Source organism: Gordonia sp. DT30, assembly GCF_049844915.1.
Classification (GTDB): Bacteria; Actinomycetota; Actinomycetes; order Mycobacteriales; family Mycobacteriaceae; genus Gordonia.
In genome coordinates this window covers 51957-69118 of the sequence record NZ_JBNCLY010000005.1, presented here as the reverse complement: position 1 = coordinate 69118, position 17162 = coordinate 51957, and the positions used below count along the sequence as shown (strand labels likewise).

The 17162-nt window shown below is 65.4% G+C and carries 14 protein-coding genes and 1 tRNA gene; 8 read left to right on the top strand and 7 right to left on the bottom strand.

What is annotated here, in order from left to right; genetic code table 11:
- The first annotated feature begins 78 nt into the window (after positions 1–78).
- Positions 79–1062 (top strand): TauD/TfdA dioxygenase family protein, encoded by a 984-nt coding sequence (locus ACLQ3C_RS06985; RefSeq protein ID WP_425704318.1) that lies wholly within the window; start codon positions 79–81, stop codon positions 1060–1062.
- An 11-nt stretch (positions 1063–1073) separates the two neighbouring features.
- Here the strand turns inward: ACLQ3C_RS06985 and ACLQ3C_RS06980 are convergent, their stop codons facing one another.
- From ACLQ3C_RS06980 to ACLQ3C_RS06970, 3 genes are all read right to left on the bottom strand, one after another.
- Positions 1074–1964, bottom strand: coding sequence for a DMT family transporter (locus ACLQ3C_RS06980; RefSeq protein WP_425704317.1), 891 nt, complete (start codon positions 1962–1964; stop codon positions 1074–1076).
- A 141-nt stretch (positions 1965–2105) separates the two neighbouring features.
- On the bottom strand, positions 2106–2927 hold the full coding sequence (locus ACLQ3C_RS06975) for a sugar phosphate isomerase/epimerase family protein (protein WP_425704316.1): 822 nt from the start codon (positions 2925–2927) through the stop codon (positions 2106–2108).
- Entirely contained in the window at positions 2924–3352 is a 429-nt protein-coding gene (locus ACLQ3C_RS06970; protein WP_425704315.1) for a GlcG/HbpS family heme-binding protein, read from the bottom strand. Before ACLQ3C_RS06970 ends, ACLQ3C_RS06975 begins: the two co-directional genes overlap by 4 nt.
- 333 nt (positions 3353–3685) lie before the next feature.
- Here ACLQ3C_RS06970 and ACLQ3C_RS06965 point away from each other — a divergent pair, with 333 nt between their 5' ends.
- From ACLQ3C_RS06965 to ACLQ3C_RS06950, 4 genes are all read left to right on the top strand, one after another.
- On the top strand, positions 3686–5569 hold the full coding sequence (locus ACLQ3C_RS06965) for a thiamine pyrophosphate-dependent enzyme (RefSeq protein WP_425704314.1): 1884 nt from the start codon (positions 3686–3688) through the stop codon (positions 5567–5569).
- The gene (locus ACLQ3C_RS06960) at positions 5566–7020 is read left to right on the top strand and encodes an NAD-dependent succinate-semialdehyde dehydrogenase (protein WP_425704313.1); all 1455 of its coding nucleotides are present in this window, start codon (positions 5566–5568) and stop codon (positions 7018–7020) included. The genes ACLQ3C_RS06965 and ACLQ3C_RS06960 overlap by 4 nt, the downstream gene beginning before the upstream one ends.
- The gene (locus tag ACLQ3C_RS06955) at positions 7017–8726 is read left to right on the top strand and encodes a dihydroxy-acid dehydratase (RefSeq protein ID WP_425704312.1); all 1710 of its coding nucleotides are present in this window, start codon (positions 7017–7019) and stop codon (positions 8724–8726) included. The genes ACLQ3C_RS06960 and ACLQ3C_RS06955 overlap by 4 nt, the downstream gene beginning before the upstream one ends.
- Before the next feature lie 143 nt (positions 8727–8869).
- A complete protein-coding gene (locus ACLQ3C_RS06950) occupies positions 8870–9739 on the top strand; it encodes an NAD(P)-dependent oxidoreductase (protein WP_425704311.1) in 870 nt (289 codons plus the stop codon).
- A 157-nt stretch (positions 9740–9896) separates the two neighbouring features.
- Here ACLQ3C_RS06950 and ACLQ3C_RS06945 read toward each other — a convergent pair whose 3' ends face one another.
- Positions 9897–10856: an IclR family transcriptional regulator gene (locus ACLQ3C_RS06945; RefSeq protein WP_425704310.1), complete on the bottom strand. Its 960-nt coding sequence runs from the start codon at positions 10854–10856 to the stop codon at positions 9897–9899.
- 151 nt (positions 10857–11007) lie between these two features.
- Here ACLQ3C_RS06945 and ACLQ3C_RS06940 point away from each other — a divergent pair, with 151 nt between their 5' ends.
- Positions 11008–12417, top strand: a complete 1410-nt coding sequence (locus tag ACLQ3C_RS06940; protein ID WP_425704309.1) for an MFS transporter — start codon at positions 11008–11010, stop codon at positions 12415–12417.
- Positions 12418–12992: 575 nt separating this feature from the next.
- Positions 12993–14267, top strand: coding sequence for a DUF222 domain-containing protein (locus ACLQ3C_RS06935; RefSeq protein WP_425704308.1), 1275 nt, complete (start codon positions 12993–12995; stop codon positions 14265–14267).
- A 238-nt stretch (positions 14268–14505) separates the two neighbouring features.
- On the opposite strand, the gene ACLQ3C_RS06930 is transcribed toward ACLQ3C_RS06935, so the two are convergent.
- Both ACLQ3C_RS06930 and ACLQ3C_RS06925 read right to left on the bottom strand, forming a co-directional pair.
- Positions 14506–14832 (bottom strand): nitroreductase/quinone reductase family protein, encoded by a 327-nt coding sequence (locus tag ACLQ3C_RS06930; protein ID WP_425704307.1) that lies wholly within the window; start codon positions 14830–14832, stop codon positions 14506–14508.
- A 79-nt stretch (positions 14833–14911) separates the two neighbouring features.
- A tRNA-Thr gene (locus ACLQ3C_RS06925) sits at positions 14912–14987 on the bottom strand.
- Between the two features lie 143 nt (positions 14988–15130).
- Between ACLQ3C_RS06925 and ACLQ3C_RS06920 the strand changes: the two genes are divergently transcribed.
- Positions 15131–15808, top strand: coding sequence for a VOC family protein (locus tag ACLQ3C_RS06920; protein ID WP_425704306.1), 678 nt, complete (start codon positions 15131–15133; stop codon positions 15806–15808).
- A 31-nt stretch (positions 15809–15839) separates the two neighbouring features.
- On the opposite strand, the gene ACLQ3C_RS06915 is transcribed toward ACLQ3C_RS06920, so the two are convergent.
- Positions 15840–17042, bottom strand: a complete 1203-nt coding sequence (locus ACLQ3C_RS06915; protein ID WP_425704446.1) for an NAD(P)-dependent malic enzyme — start codon at positions 17040–17042, stop codon at positions 15840–15842.
- Positions 17043–17162 lie beyond the last annotated feature (120 nt).

The window sequence follows — 17162 nt, the reverse complement described above, 5'->3', positions numbered from 1 at the left end:
AAACAGGGTTGCAACAAACAGGGTTGTAACAAGCAGGGCAGTACCAAAGCAGGCCAGTACCAAACGAAAGGAATTGCAATGACTGTGGTAGACAGCGACATTCGCGGCGAGCGCGAGGAGTCGGCTCGGAAAGTCTATGCCGACGGCGGCATCACCGTCACGAAGCTCGGTGAGCACATCGGTGCAGGCATCGACGGCGTGCGGCTCGGCGGAGACGTGGCGACCGAACAGATCGAGGCGATCCGCACCGCCCTCGCCGTCAACAAGGTGGTCGTCTTCTCCGGACAGGAACATCTCGACGACGCGAGTCAGTACGCGTTCGCGTCGCTGCTCGGCGAGCCGACGGCGCCGCATCCGACAGTGACCTCGCGCGGTGATCAGCTGCTCACCATCGAGGGCGCCGCCAACAGCTGGCACTCCGATGTCACCTTCGTCGATCGAATCCCCAAGGCGTCGCTGCTGCGGCCCATCGTCTTGCCGACCTACGGCGGCGCGACCACCTGGGCCTCGACGGTCGCCGCCTACGAGCAGCTGCCGACGCCATTGCGGTCACTCGTCGACGACCTGTGGGCCACCCACTCCAACCTCTACGACTACGTCAGCCAGAAGGAGCCCTCCGGCGGCATCGACGTGGCGCAGAAGGAAGATCACTACGCCGAGTTCACCAGCACCGAATACGAGACGTTGCACCCCGTCGTGCGCGTCCATCCGGAGACCGGTGAGCGCAGCTTGCTGCTCGGGCACTTCGCCAAGGAGTTCCGCGGACTGAAGGCCGCCGAGTTCGCCGACCTGTATCAGCTGCTGCAGGCACGGATCATCAAGCTGGAAAACACCTTCCGCTGGAACTGGAGCTACGGCGACCTGGTGATCTGGGACAACCGCGCGACGCAGCATTACGGGATCGCCGACTTCGGCAGCCAGAAGCGGCAGCTGCACCGTGTCACCCTCGCCGGTGATGTGCCCGTCGACATCCACGGTCAGTCCAGTCAGGTCCTCTCCGGCGATGCGTCGCACTACTCGTCGGTGGAGCGGTCAAGACGGCTGGACGTCTTCGCCGCCTGAGGCGGGCAACGCTACGCGCCGGGCACCGACATCGATCGGTTCCCGGCGCGGGCGTCCGGCGGTGCTCCGAGTCGTCCGAGCATGATCGTCGACACCAGCATCACACCGAGCGCGACGACGATCATGAACCCGCCGGCGTTTCTGACCTGTAACGACTCTTCGTAGATGGTCAGGCCCAGCGACATCGCGATGATGGGTCGGAGAACCGTCACCGCGGGCAGACTGGTCTGCACGTCGCCGGCCTGGTAGCTCGATTGCTGCCACAGCGTTCCGAGTGTGGCGGTGACCGCCATCGCCCAGAATTCCCACGCCGACAGTCCGGCGAGGATGCCGTCGTCGAAGGCCCCGATGCCGGTCTTCGTGAACGGCGCCGACAGTCCCAGCAGGAGTCCGGCCGCGATGGCGAGCGTGAGCGATCGCAAACTGCCGTGCGGCAACCGCGCCCCGCCGATGACGCACACGACGACGATCGGGATCATGACGCACAGCGGGATGATCCACCGGCCGAACCCTGGATCCTCGATGCCGTCCGTCGACCGACCGAGGACCATGAACACCACCAGCGACGCGATCAGCGCGCCGGCCCACACCCATTCGCGAACCGTCAACAGTCGCCGCTCGGAGAACGCGGCGAGAGGTAATGCGAACAGGAGCGTGGTGACCAGCAGCGGTTGCACGAGCATCAGGCTGCCGACGGTCAGGGCCCAGGCCTGCACGACGAAGCCCACGATGTCGGCGACGATCCCCGCCACCCACGTCTTGCGTTGTGCCAGCGTGACAAAGAATCCCGCGCCGACGGCGTCGTCGTCGGGCACACCGCGGGTGCCCGCTGCCTGAAGTACCGACGCGACGGCGAACAACATCGCCGCGACCAGGGACAGGACTATCGCGAGCAGCGGCACGCTACCTCAGAGGTCATGTCGGAATCGTAATCGGCCCACGATCGATCGGTAGACATACCTCGCCGATCACCTATATATCAGGCGGTTTCCGCGAGCCAATGTCTACCGATCTACGGCGGCGTCTGTGGTTGTGCTTGTCCGTCAGTGCGTTTCGGCCGGTACCTGCGCGACCTGCCGGAGCACGTCGTCGAGGAAGGTCTTGCTCTCGGCGAGTACCTGCTCCGGGCCGCGCTTGTCGTCGGCGAACACATGGCTTTCGTGCTCGACCGACACCACACCGTCGAATCCCGCGCGCTGCAGTGTCTGCAGCATGGCGACGAAGTCGATGACGCCGTCACCGAGTGGGTCGAATCGCCACGCCAGCGGATCGCCGGAGGCGTCCTTGAGCGCGACGTGCGCCACGTGCTTGCCGAGGAGTTGCGCCCCGCGGGCGACCTCGCCGTCCATCACCTGCAGATGTGAGGCGTCGAAGCTGACGGCGAGTCCGGGAACCTGCGCGAGGACCGCGGCGGTCTGATCGGCGGTTCCGATCACCTGGTTGACGATGGGTTCGAGAGCCAGCGTGACACCGCGTTGCGCCGCCGCATCGACGCCGCGTCGTAGCGAATCCACCAGCAGCGGAATCGATGTCGAGTGCTCGCCGGGGATGACGTGCACGATGTCGGTACCCACGTCCACGGCGAAATCCATCATGTCCTGCGTGAACTGCACCGCCTTGGCGCGCAGGTCGGGATCGGCGTTGCCGTAGTCGGCGTGGTGTGCGCTGATGGACGAGACCGGCAGGATCTCCGCGATCTCGCGGCGAACGCGGGCATCGGTCTGCGGGGTGATGTGCGGCGTGCACCACGGCATCGTCTCGGCATTGAGTTCGACGTAGTCGTATCCGTGGTCGGCGACGAGCCGGACGGCGTCGAGTACGGGGTACTCATGGAGGAAGGCCGTGTGAAAACCGGTGCGCATCATGCTTGTGCCACCGCGGTCAGTGCAGCAGAGGTGATCTCGGTGTCGCCGGTCCAGTGTCCGCCGCTGGAGCCGATGCCACCGATGACCTGGCCGTCGACCTCGATGATCTGGCCACCGCCGTAGGTGATCAGTCGCTCCATGCCGGTCAGGGCGCCGACCGACAATTGCTCGTCGGTGGTGACGATCTTGAACCAGTCATGAGTGGAGATCCGCGTCGTCGCGGCGGTGTATGCCTTGTCGATTGCGATCTTCATGCTCGACGGGTTGGCGGTGTCCATGCGCGCGGTGGCGACCTCGCGGCCGGACTCGTCGACGACGGCGATGCTGACGTCCTTGCCGATCGACTCGGCGTGCGTCAGTGCGGCGTCGACGAGTGCTCGCGCGGCCTCCAGCGTGATGGATGCCTTGGTGCGGGACAGTTTCATTTCGTTTCGCTTCCTTTCCTCCGAGGGCGATTCCCCGGGGTGATTTCGTCATGGGCTTTATCCGATAGGTCGCCGCTCCGGGCGTTGCCACATCGACGAGAGCACATCGGCTCTGTTGTCGAAACAACAACAACGATGTTGGACCATGGACTGTGATGGTGTCAACGCACACGTTGGGAACGATGTGTCGGTCAGGACACACCCGTACTGGGCGTGGAACCAAACTGGTCGCTGCCACATACTCGCGACAATCCGAACGGGAAGTGGGAATATGTGTGCCCCACCACTATCGCCAGTTGATGTGAGGACAACGGCGTTGTACAGTCCATCCTCATGACATCACTAACTGACGAGCGTGCCTCGCGAGCGAGGGCCATCGCTGCGGCAGGGAGCTTTGACAAGGCGCTGGCCAACAGGTCTCTCGGCGCGGTGGCGACACTGTCCACGTCCGAGGCCGTGGTGCTCGGCCTCCTGCGGCAAGACGTCCGACGATTCGTCGGCATCTTCGGCCACGGATCCACCGATGTCGCCGAGGTGCTGCGCATCTACGAGGCAGAAGGCGTAGTGCAGACCTATGCCGTCCGCAACGAGGTCGAGGCCGCACACGCGGCCACCGCGCTGCGCTGGACGACGGGCGAGAAGGCGGCGGTCATCACCTCGATCGGCCCGGGTGCGCTGCAGGCCATGGCAGGCAGCCTGGCCGCCGCCAGCGACGGGATCGGCGTATGGCATCTGTACGCAGATGAGACCACTCAGGCCGAAGGTCCGAACATGCAGCAGATCCCCAGCGATCGGCAGGAGAGCTTCTTGGCGCTGTGTGCCCAGATGGGACCGGCTTTCACCCTGCACACCCCCGAGGCGTTGCCCGAGGCGCTCCGGCGCGGACTCAACACCGTCGAGCATCCGCACCGGGCGCGTCCCTTCTATCTGCTGCTGCCGATGAACACGCAGCCGCAGTTCCTCGAGAACTTCCCGCTCGACTCGCTGCCGACCGGAGCGCCGCCGTCGCTGGGAGCGGCGGCCGGTCCCGAACGGTACGAAGCCGCCGCGCGATTGCTGCTCGACGCCGAGCGGGTCGTGGTCCGAGTCGGGGGCGGGGCTCGTGGTGCCGGCGAGGAGGTCACTCGCCTGCTCGACCTCGTCGACGGATTCGCCGTCGTATCTCCGCTGGCCACCGGGACGATTCCGGCCGGCCTGCCTCGCAATCAAGGGGTGGGAGGGTCGAAGGGCTCCATCAGCGGCAACCACGCGATGGAGAACGCCGACGTGCTGCTCGCCATCGGGTCCCGCGCGGTGTGCCAGGCCGATATGTCGCGGACCGGCTACCCGAACGTCCACCATGTCATCAATATCAACGGCGACATCGATGCCGCACTGCATTACGCGAATACGATCCCGTTCGTCGGTGATGCGACGAGTACGCTGCAGGAACTGATCGCGACCCTGGTGCGCCTCGGTGCGCAGCCGCACGATCTCGGTTCCGAGTGGGCCCGCGCCAATGTGGCCGCAAAAGCGCAATGGCAGGAATTCAAGGACAAGCGATACCGGGCACCGACCCTGTTCGACCCGGTATGGCAGCGCGAAGTGCTCACCCAGCCGGCCGCCATCAAGACCGTCGGCGATTGGGCGCGCAACGCCGGGGCGGTGTCGTACTTCGACGCAGGAGATGTGCAGGCCAACGGTTTTCAGGCCAACGAAGACGATCGACTGGGCCTCACGTTCACCGAGTCGGGCGCCAGTTACATGGGATTTGCCACCTCGGCGGTACTGGCCACCGCGATGACCGATGCCCCCTACTTCGCGGTGTCGATGACCGGCGACGGGTCGTTCACCATGAATCCGCAGGCGCTCATCGATGGTGTGCAGCACGGCGCCACCGGGGTGATCGTGCTGTTCGACAACCGCCGCCAGGGCGCGATCTCCTCGTTGCAGCGTGCGCAGTACGGCACGGACTTCGCCACCAACGACCAGGTGGCGGTCGACTATGTCGCCTGGGCGTCGGCCGTCGGCGGCATCAACGCCCTCCATGGTGGACACAGTGTTGCCGAACTGCGGGTAGCGCTCGACGAATCGCTTGCACACAAGGGACTTTCCCTCATTCACGTCCCGATCTACTTCGGCGACGACGAGCTCGGCGGATTCGGGACGTTCGGTCGATGGAACGTCGGACCATGGGTTACTGACACGCAGGCTCTGCGTAAGGAGATGAAGATTTGACCACCGCCAACAGTGTTGTGCAGACGACGGACCTGCTGCGTGACGGCCAGTGGGTGGCCGCTTCCGACAACGGCACGTTCGCCGTCGTCGACCCGGCCACCGAGACGCTCGTCGCCGACGTGGCGCGTGCGACCCCCGACGATGTGGAAGCCGCAATCGCCGGTGCCCGCAAGGGTTTCGACCGCTGGCGCGACACCGATGCCTGGGAGCGTTCGGCCGTGCTGCGGCGGGCTGCCGGACTCATCCGGGAGCGCGTCGAGGAGATCGCCGCCCTGATGACCGCCGAGCAGGGCAAGCCGCTCGGCGAGGCGCGCGGCGAGACTCTCGCCGCCGCGGACCAGTACGACTGGTACGCCGACGAGGCGCGCCGCATCTACGGCCGGATCGTCGACGGACACGGTCCCGGCAAGAACATCTACGTACGCCGGGAGCCCGTCGGCGTCGTCGCCGCGTTCAGCACGTGGAACTTCCCGGCGCTGTTGGCTTCTCGGAAGATCGCCCCGGCGCTCGCGGCCGGCTGTGCGGTGATCGTGGTGCCGGCGGAGGAAACCCCACTCACCACCCTGGCCGTCGTCGGTGCGCTCGTCGACGCGGGCGTGCCCGCGGGCGTGGTGCAGACGCTGACCGGTGACGGCGCCCAGATCAGTGAGCAACTCGTCGCATCGCCGGTGATCCGCAAGGTCAGTCTGACCGGCTCGGTGCCCGTCGGCCGGGCCGTGCTGCGTGCGGCCGCGGAGAACATCACCGACGTCGTACTGGAACTGGGCGGACACGCGCCGGTCCTCGTCTTCGCCGACGCCGACATCGAGCAGGCGGCAACGGCGTGCGTGGCCGCGAAGTTCCGCAACGCGGGTCAGGTGTGCGCATCGCCGAGCCGGTTCTTCGTGCAGGAGGACGCGTTTGCCGAGTTCATCGATCACTTCGTCACCGCAACACGGGCATTGGTGGTCGGAGACGGCCGCGATCCGCGGACGAATGTCGGTCCGTTGACCAACAGCCGCCGGATCGATGCCGCGGAGGCGCTCATCGCCGACGCCACCCGCGCGGGCGCATCCGTCGCCGTCGGCGGCCACCGGGCACCGGGCTTCGAGAAGGGGCACTTCTTCTCGCCGACCGTGCTGGCCGATGTGCCGCACACGGCGGCCATCATGCGGGACGAGCCGTTCGCCCCGGTGGCCCCGTTGACGTCGTTCCGCACCTTCGAGGAAGCGATCGAACTCGCGAATTCGACCGAATTCGGTTTGGCCAGCTACGTGTTCACCTCCGACCTCAACACTGCGATGTCGGCGAGCCGATCCATCGAGGCCGGCATGGTCGCGGTGAACCACATGGCGCTGGCCACCGCGGAGGCGCCGTTCGGCGGTGTCAAGAAGTCCGGGTTCGGTCGCGAGGGCGGTGCCGAGGGCGTCGCCGACTACACGACCGTCAAGTACGTGAGCGTGGCGGGATGACCAACGACATCGTACGGCCCGACGCCGCGGGCGGATTCGACCGCAAGCTCACCAGCTACGGCGACGACGGTCTGGCGAAGTTCCTGCGGCGGGCGTTTCTCTCGTCCGCGGGACTCGATGCCGAAGACCTGTCCAAGCCGGTCATCGGGATCGTCAACACGGGTTCGGACTACACGACCTGCCACCGCGATATGCCCGCCCTGATCGACGCGGTCAAGCGCGGCGTACTCCAGGCCGGCGGTCTGCCTTTCCAGTTCACGGCGATGTCGTTGCCGGAGATCCTCATCAACCCCACGTCGATGATGTTCCGCAACCTCATGGCGATGGAGGTCGAGGAGCAGGTCACCGCGCAGCCGATGGATGCCGTTGTGCTGCTGGGTGGTTGCGACAAGACGGTGCCCGCCGAGCTGATGGCCGTCGCGTCGGCCGACATCCCGTCGATCTCGCTGGTAGTCGGTCCGATGATGACGGGCACCTGGCGGGGCGAACGCCTCGGTGCATGCACCGACTGCCGGCGGATGTGGACCGACTACCGCGGTGGCGTACTCGACGACGACGAGATCGCCGAGGTCAACACCGAACTGTGTCCGACGGCCGGCACCTGCATGGTGATGGGCACCGCCTCGACCATGGGATGCGTGCTCGAGGCGTTGGGCATGACACTGCCCCGCGCCGGAACCGCACCCGCGGTCTCCTCAGAACGGTTGCGCCTGGGTGTGGCGACCGGACGCCGTGCCGTCGAACTCGTCACCGAAGATCTTCGGCCGTCGTCGATCCTGACCGCCGACGCCTTCGCGAACGCGATGGTTGTTCTCGCGGCGATCTCGGGTTCGACCAATGCGATCATCCATCTGACGGCGATCGCGCGGCGGTTGGGCATCACCTTGACCATCGACGACTTCCATGAAGCGGCACAGAAGATCCCGGTCCTCGCCGACTGCAAACCGGCGGGTACGCGGTATCTGCCCGACATGCATTCCGCCGGTGGCATGCCGGCGCTGCTCAAGGAACTCGAGCCGTATCTGGCTCGTGATGTCCGCACGATCGGCGGGCAGACGCTGGGTGAGCTTCTCGACACCTGGTCGGGTCCACAGCCGTACCAGGACGTGATCCGTACGATCGACGATCCGGTCAAACCCGCCGGAGCGCTGGTGGCGCTTCATGGTTCGCTGTTCCCCGACGGCGCGATCATCAAGGCGGCGGCGGCATCACCGGAGTTGATGAATCATCGGGGGCCTGCGGTGGTGTTCGACTCGCTCGACGATCTCGCCGCCCGGGTCGATGATCCAGCAGTCGGCATCACCGAAGACCACGTGCTCGTGCTGCGTAACATCGGGCCCGCCGCGTCGGGGATGCCCGAGGCCGGTGCCATCCCGATTCCCCGGTACCTGGCGCAGCGCGGAGTGCGCGACATCGTCCGTATCTCCGATGGCCGGATGAGTGGAACAGCGTATGGCACAGTGGTTTTGCACGGAACGCCGGAGGCATCTCGTGGTGGCCCGCTCGCCTTGGTCCGCGACGGCGACATCATCGAGCTCAACGTGGGCGAGGGGCGCCTGGATCTGTGCGTGGAGCCCGACGAGCTCACCCGCCGTGCCCAGGAGCACGCACCGGGAGTCGAGAACGCACCATCGCGTGGCTGGCGCAAGCTCTACGCCGATCACGTGACCGGCGCGGACCTCGGCGCAGATATGGATTTTCTCTAGAACCTGAACGGACGCGACACGTTGCCGAGCCACACGTCAGGTGGAACGGCGCGTGCGCGCACAGGAATGACCGAACGCGAAATTCACCGGGACGATGCAGCTGCGGAATACGGCTGCCGGTCCCGCAACAGGAAGAGTGAGAAATGAGTGAAGACACCGTAGGTTTCATCGGTCTGGGCAACATCGGTCTGCCGATGGCACAGACCCTCGTCCGCGGCGGATTGAAGGTCATCGCCTACGACCGGCGTGACGAAGCGGTCGACAAGGTTGTGCAACTCGGCGGCCGTGCCGGCGGCTCGGTGGCGTCGGTGGTGGCCGATGCCAAGATCATCGGCATCTGCGTGGTCAACGATGCCCAGGTCAACGGTGTGATCGACGAGCTCCTCGCGAGCCCGGTCACCGACGCGCACCTGTTCATCATCCACTCGACGATCCTGCCGGCGACGGTGAAATCGATTGCCGAGCGCGTGGCTCCGGCAGGCGTGCACATCGTCGACGCCCAGGTCAGCGGCGGCGACCTCCGCGCGGCCGATGGCACGCTGGCAGTCATGGTCGGCGGTGCCGAAGCAGACGTCGCCCGCTGCACCGAGTACTTCGATGCGCTCGGCTCCAAGATCCGTCACATGGGACCGGTCGGAGCCGGTGCTGCCACCAAACTCGCACTGCAGGGAATGACTTTCACCAACCAGCTGCAATTGTTGGAGTCGGTGCGCTTTGCCGCCCTGCACGACGTCGACGAGACCGCCCTGATGGACATCGCCTCGGCGACGACGGGGGAGTCCTTCATGACCAGGAACTGGGGGCACTTCGATCGGCAGCTGTTCACCCACACGCTCGCCGGAACCGAAGATCTGTACCGCTTCTACGACAAGGACCTGATGTGCCTGGCCCTTGCCGCTCGCGATGAGGGTCTGTCGATGCCCCTGACCGCGCTCTCCCAGCAGTTGCTCGGGCCGTCGTTCAAGCAGCGCAAGGTCGAGCTGGATGAGCGCGGGACGAGCTACGACGCGTAGCCGATCGAACAGGTCGGCGCGCCGGTACCGCGGGACCCCCATGAAGGGGCGGGCTCGGTGCCTGCGCCGGTGCGCGGTGGTGGGCCATTCCGGATCCACGAGATCCGGAATGGCTGCGCCACTGGTCGTTCGAGGCGTGGACGCGGGTGTCGACGCCTCAGGCGGGCTGATGCCAGGACAGGCGGGCGGAGATCTCCGCGGCCGCGATGCGCAGTCGCACACCCAGGTCGTGAAGCCGCTGCTGATCGACCCTGCTCACCGGACCCGATATCCCGATCGCGGCGACCGTCTTGCCGCCGGCGCCGGTGACAGGTGCTGCAGCACAACGGATATCAGGATTGAGTTCCTCATCATCGACGGCATATCCGCGGCTGCGTACCGTGGCCAGGTCGGCATCGAGGACAGACCGATCGGTGATCGTCGTCGAGGTGAATTTGGCGAGTGGTTCTGGGGCAACGAGTTCCAGTTCACCCGGCTCGGCGCCGGCGTAGAGTGCCTTTCCGGTGGCGGTGGCGTGGATGATGGGCGAGCTGCCGATCTCGGTTTCCACGCTCAGCCGGTTTCCCGCCTTCACCTGTGCGACATACACACCGCCATCGGGGGTACGCACGGCCAGGTGAGTGGATTCGCCGGTCTCGGCAGCCAAGCGGGCGAGTACATCGTCGGCGGCCTGGCGAACATCGAGCTGCCGCAACGCTTGTCCGGCGAGCTGGATCGTGCGTGGTGCCAGCCGGTAGTGCTTCGTCGCAACGTCTTGATCCATGAAGCCTTGATTGATCAGCACTTTGGCGATCCGATGCGCATTGCCTTTGTCGATGCCTATTGCGTTGGCCAATTGCGTCACCCCCTGTGGCCCACTCTCGCCCAAACATTCCAGCATGGCGAGACCGGACAACAGGACCCCACCGCGATCTTCCCCAGTAGTCATGGTTATGCAGTCTACAGACAGTTGCCGATCCGGCAACGCTTTAGAAAAAAGAATCTGGGCGTGACGGTATGGGTTCGTGGCAAGCGGTCGATCATCGCCGCATCTGCGGCATTCGGTGTTGCCGGAAATCTGCACCGCGGCAGGCAAAGACGCCGCGATATGCGACGTAACGGATACGGAATTGTTCAACGTGCCGGTCGATTGTGGAACTCCGACGAAAATTACCTACATCACCTCTTGACGCCGACTGTGGCGTGATTCATAGTGAGTTAGCGAATTGCGGCAACGCTGTTGTCACGCAAGCAATCACCAAAGTTTTACTGGCGAAAGGCGCACTGTCTTGATATCGGAACCGCACACCCACTCCGCGGACGAGGAGCCGACAGTTCCCGCAGCGGGCTACCGGCGCGCTCTGCTGGGAGCGTCCATCGGCACGTCACTCGAGTGGTTCGACTTCTTCCTGTACGGCGCGTTGGCCGGCATCGTCTTTCCGCACGTCTTCTTTCCGGAGTCCTCACCGAGCGCCGCGCTACTCCAGTCGTTCGCCACCTTCGGTGTCGGCTTCCTCGCACGACCGGTGGGTGCGGCGGCGTTTTCCCGGCTCGCCGATCGCGTCGGACGAAAGCACACGATGGTCGTCACCCTGATCATGATGGGAACCGCGTCGCTCGGTATCGCCTGTCTGCCAGGGTATGCCGTGATCGGCGTGGCTGCGCCCACGCTGCTGGTGCTGCTTCGCTTCCTGCAGGGTTTCAGTGTCGGTGGGGAGGCGAGCGCGGGCCAGATCATGGCCATGGAGTTCGCTCCGAGTAACCGGCGCGGACTTTATGGCGCATTGGTCAACATCGGCAACCCGGTCGGTCAGGTTCTGGTCGGGTCGATGATGCTTCTCGTCGGTGTGACCATCGGCGAACATGCCCTCAACGAATGGGCTTGGCGTCTGCCATTTGTCGCCGGTGCTGCGATGGCAATCGTCGGCTACTGGATTCGCCGGCAACTCAACGAGTCGCCGGCCTTCATCGAGGCCAAGCGAATCGGGGCCGAAACCGCGTCGCCGCTGCGCACCGTCCTGGCCCGGGACTGGCGTCGGGTGGTGACGCTGGTGCTGATCTGGGCCCCGAACACCGCATGCAGCTACGTCATCGTGACCTATTCGCTGTCGTACATCACCGATCAGCTCAACATGTCCTCGACGGTCACCTTCGGTCTGCTTCTGGTGCTGAACGTCATCGGCATGGCAGTACTTCCGCTGGGGGGTATTCTCTCGGACCGCTTCGGTCGCAAGCCGGTCCTCGGCGTATGTCTGACGACGTCGATGATCGGTGTGATACTGCTCTTCCCGCTGTTGGACACGAAGTCCCTTCCGTTGATGTTCTTGGCCATGTTGATCGCTCAGGGAGCGCAGCTGACGGCCTGCGGCGTGATGCCTGCACTCTTTGCCGAGCCCTTCCCGACGTCCATTCGCTACGCGGGCCACGCCTCGGTGTACACCCTGAACAATCTGCTCGCCGGAGGCACCGCGCCATTCGTCGCGGCCGGACTGTTCACGTTGACCGGAGCGAACTGGGCCCTCGTCATCCTGGTTGTCGCGATGTATGTGCTGAGTTTGATCCTGCTCCGGTTCATTCCCGAGACACGTTGGCGTCCATTCCGTTCCAACCATTCCGTCGACGGAAAGGTTGCGCGAAAAGCCAAGGGAGAGGTCGTCAGGGACGCGGACGCGCAGTCGCTGATCCCCGAGCAGATGTAGTTCCGCGAACACCTACGCTTCTGCCCGACCCACATGTTTGTCGGTCGGGCAGAAGTGTGTGGTGAGATGGTCGCACCAAGCGGGGAGCGTTCGGCGGTCAGCCGATTCCGGCATGGAAGGCGACCACGGCGACACGACGGCTGTCGATGGGGGCGTCGACGAGCAACACGGCAATGCGCCGGCGCTGATCGTCGGTGGGAGTTGCCCACATCCGTGCGGCCCGGTTCGCAACCAGTTCCCGATACCGGCTAACTCCCGTTCTGTGTGATCTGGCACCCGACCAGGAACCTATATGCAGATGGTTCGTCATCGGCTGACACGCGGACTGAACCATTATTCACGAACCCTGCATGGTGATGCGATTTCTTTTGTCGGCCGCCGCGTTCTTCGTATCGTTTTGGCTATGCGGGGCCCCTGCGCTACCACATGCCACCGACAGAAATGCGCAGTCGCAGGGGAAGCGAAAGACGTTGTCCACAAACCATATTCGATACACAGATGCCGCCTATCCGGATGTCATTGTCGGCGCATGCGGGTAGGATGGAGACATCGCATCGATCACATAGGGGGGCACCATGATCGCCGACGTCACCATCGAAAGCACGGATACTGCAGCAGTTTTGGCCGGCGTTGTCGACCAGCTCACCGAACTCCGCACCCGCCCCGACATGACCGGGCCGCAGGCACACGCCGCGATGCAACAGATCCTGCTGATCCGCAATCTCGCCGACCACCACGCAACCACGTTCACCGGTGACCTCGACCGCCTCGGCGTCGCCGACGGCAAGGGCCGCCGCCTGCGGGAACTACTCGTCGTGATGGGGTGCGCGCCCGCCGTCGCCGCGCGGTTCGTACGGATCGGCACCGCCACCGACATCGACCCGCTGTTGCGGCACGCGGCCGACGGTTCGATCTCGTCCGAACACGCCGACGCGATCGTGCGGGGGCTGTCGCACATCGAAACCCGATCCGACGAACCCGTCGACCCTGACATGCGGTCGGCGCAACTGATGTCACTGATGTCGTGGTCTTCGGCAGGGATGGCACCGGCCCAGATCACTGATCACGCCCGCACCATCGCCAACGAACTCGCCGCCGACACCGACGACGGCAAACCTGCCGCCGAAGACAAAGCCATCAACGAACTCGGCTACCACAAAACCGATGATGGCCGCCTCGATGTGCGCGCCAACCTCGATGCCGTCGCCGGGGAGAAACTGCGCAGCCTCGTCGAGAGTTTGTCCGCCCCGAAACCCCAACCCGACGGCTCGCACGATCCACGCTCGGCCGATCGCAAGCGTGCTGATGCTCTCGAGACGATCCTCGAGCTCGCCGAGAAGGGTCTCGCCGATGAGACGGTGTCGTGCAAACCGACCGGCGGCGTCTTGTTGACGATTCCGGCTGATGCCCCGAAGCTGTCCGCACTCGAGTTCATGGGATCTGTGACACCCGCGACGGCGAAGACGTTGGGTTGTGATGCCGGGATCACCGTCGTCATCGTCGACGGCGAGCAGGTGCCGTTGAACGTCGGGCGTGAGAAGCGGCTGTTCACGCCGTCGCAGCGAAAAGCATTGCTGCTCAGGGATAAGTGCTGCGTCAAATGCGGTGCGCCGGCATCGCGAACGCAGGCGCACCACCTTGTGTCGTGGGTTGACGGTGGGACCACCGACCTCGACAACGGCTGCCTGCTCTGCACCAGCTGCCACCACGACGTCCACGACAGAGGGTGGGACGTGGTCATGGGGTTCGATCGACATCCGTGGCTCATCCCACCGGCCACGGTCGACCCGCGACGGCGGCCACAACCGGCCTACAACCGACGCACCTTACGTCTCGACAACGCTGCCTGACACCGGCTGCCTGAAGCCGGCCGCCTGACCGCACTATCCGCCCGACGACAGCCGCCTGAAACAGGCTTACCCACAAGACTTCCTGACCCGTGCACCCGGCCTGCCGGGACCGCAACTGTTCGTTGAGAACTTCATAGGGCTGCGGCCCAGCGCTTCAACCTACGCCTGAAGATCCGTCAATTCGATGCGGACGGTGAGCAACTCGGTTCCCACGATGCGTACGATGACGCTGTTGGAGTCACGGCAGTTGCTTGAGCCGCTCCCTGGGATCGTCGCGGTCGAGGACCGCGGCGATTCCGGCTCGCCACTTTCCGCGGATCTGCAGACGCACATGTGGGTCCGCTTCGAGGTTGCGTACATACTGCGACTCGCGGCCGAATTCGGTGACAAGCCAGAATGTCGAACCCACCAGCGTTCCGGCGACAGGTGTGCGCCTCGGGAGACCGCTGCGTCGTCCGGTGGTCTCCACCACCACTTGGCCGGGCAAGTAGCGAGCAACCCGGCGCGCGACCGGATTGGCGATCCGGCGCTGGAAGCTCAGGACGAAGGGCCGTGGCTTCGTCACGATGGCCGACCGCCCAGCAGAATCGTGGAGGACATCGCATCACTCTAGGCCACAATGATGGGGTCACCAGCGATTTCCGTGGAGCCGCCCAGGGGAATCGAACCCCTGACCTATTCATTACGAGTGAATCGCTCTACCGACTGAGCTAGGGCGGCGCGCTGCGCATGGCAGCGCTGACGAGTGTAGCGAGTGGTCGGCGTCGAACAAAAACCGGCCGGTCACGGCGGCAGCACGGGCATGGATCGACTATTGGGGCTTTCGCCTGAATCCGTTGCCGTCGGAGTCGTATGGTCGGATCATGGCCGAGAATCCGCAACGCTTGCTCGCTGCCGCCGACGCGACGGAGTCGGTCGCCGACCCCTGGCGGGTGATCGGCGACGCGCTGCAGGTGGCCTACCGCACCGGCAACATGGTCACCGGCGGACGATTCGTCGCCCGGATCGTCGAGGCCGCCGAAGCGGCCGGTCATCACCCGGACATCGACCTGCGTTACGGCTCAGTGCATCTCACGCTCACCACGCACAGCGCGCACGGGCTGACGCAAGCCGACGTCGATCTCGCGAACCAGATCGCCCACATCGCCGACGGCATGGACATCGACGCCGGCGGGGCGCCACCGGCCCGATTCGACCTCGCGATCGACGCGGTCGACATCGAGGCGATCCGGCCGTTCTGGCGCGCGGTGCTCGGTTATCGCGACGAGCCCGCGCAGACCGAGTCCGACCTCACCGACCCCGCCGGAATCCTCCCGCCGCTGTGGTTTCAGCAGATGGATTCCGCACGGCCCCAACGCAGCCGGATGCACGTCGATCTCCTGCTCCCGCACGATGCGGTGCAGTCGCGGATGGCGGCGGCACTCGACGCCGGGGGCAGGCTGGTCACCGACACCTACGCCCCGGCCTGGTGGGTGCTCGCCGACGTCGAGGGCAACGAGATCTGCCTCTGTACGTGGCAAGCCCACGACGAACCGGACTGAACCGGCCGAGCCGGACGTCGATCGGTGCGCTTCAGCAGACCTCGTCGGCGCGGGCTGCGGCGGCGACGGCCTCGGCCACCGCGGGTGCGACGCGGTGATCCAACGGGCTGGGCACGATCTTGTCGGCCGCGAGGTCTTCGGCCACCACCGACAGGATCGCCTCGGCCGCAGCAAGTTTCATGCTCTCGGTGATGCGGGTGGCGCCGACGTCGAGGGCTCCGGCGAACACGCCGGGGAAGGCGAGCACGTTGTTGATCTGGTTCGGGAAGTCGCTGCGTCCGGTGGCGACGATGGCGGCATGCCGCGCGGCGATCTCCGGATGGATCTCCGGGTCCGGGTTGGACAGCGCGAAGACGATGGCGTCGTCGTTCATCGACGCGATCAGCGATTCGTCGACGGTGCCCGCCGACACGCCGAGGAAGACGTCGGCCCCGGCCAACGCCTCGGCCGGCCCGCCGGTCAGTCCGCGTGGATTGGTGCGGGCGGCGAGGTCCTGCTTGAACTCGTTGAGGCCGTCGCGCCCGGCCGACACGATGCCTCGCGAATCGAGCACGACGATGTCGGAGATACCGGATGCGAGCAGGATGTTCGCGCAGGCCACCCCGGCCGCGCCCGCACCGGAGATCACCACGCGCAGGTCGGTGAGGCCACGTCCGAGCAGCCGCACCGCACCCTTGAGGGCGGCGAGCACCACGATTGCGGTGCCGTGCTGATCGTCGTGCATGACCGGGCAGTCCAGTGCTTCGATGACCCGGCGCTCGATCTCGAAGCAGCGCGGGGCCGAGATGTCCTCCAGGTTGACCGCCCCGAAGCTCGGTCGCAGCCGCACCAGCGTCTCGACGATCTCGTCGGGGTCCTTGGTGTCGAGCACGATCGGGATCGAGTTCAGTCCCGCGAACGTCCGGAACAGCGCCGACTTGCCCTCCATCACCGGCAGCGATGCGCGCGGCCCGATGTCGCCGAGGCCGAGGACCGCTGATCCGTCACTGACCACGGCGACGAGCCGGTCGGTCCACGTGTACTTGTTCACCAGGTCGCGCTGGGCGTCGATCGCGCGCGAGACCTGAGCCACGCCGGGCGTGTAGGCGATCGACAGGTCGCGTTGCGTGTCGATCGGGGAGCGCAGTTCCACCGAGAGCTTGCCGCCCACATGGGCCATGAAGATCTCTTCGTCGGTGATCGGCTGGTCGGTGATGTCTATGGTCGGCTCGTTCGTGCTCGTCACGCCCGACAGTCTCTCACCTGCTGATCGGCCGCCGGTCACGGTGGTCGGGCAACCAAGACCGGGCAATCACGACGTGGGCAACGCCCCGCTGGCCGCATCGACAACACGACGACTACCATGCAACTTGTG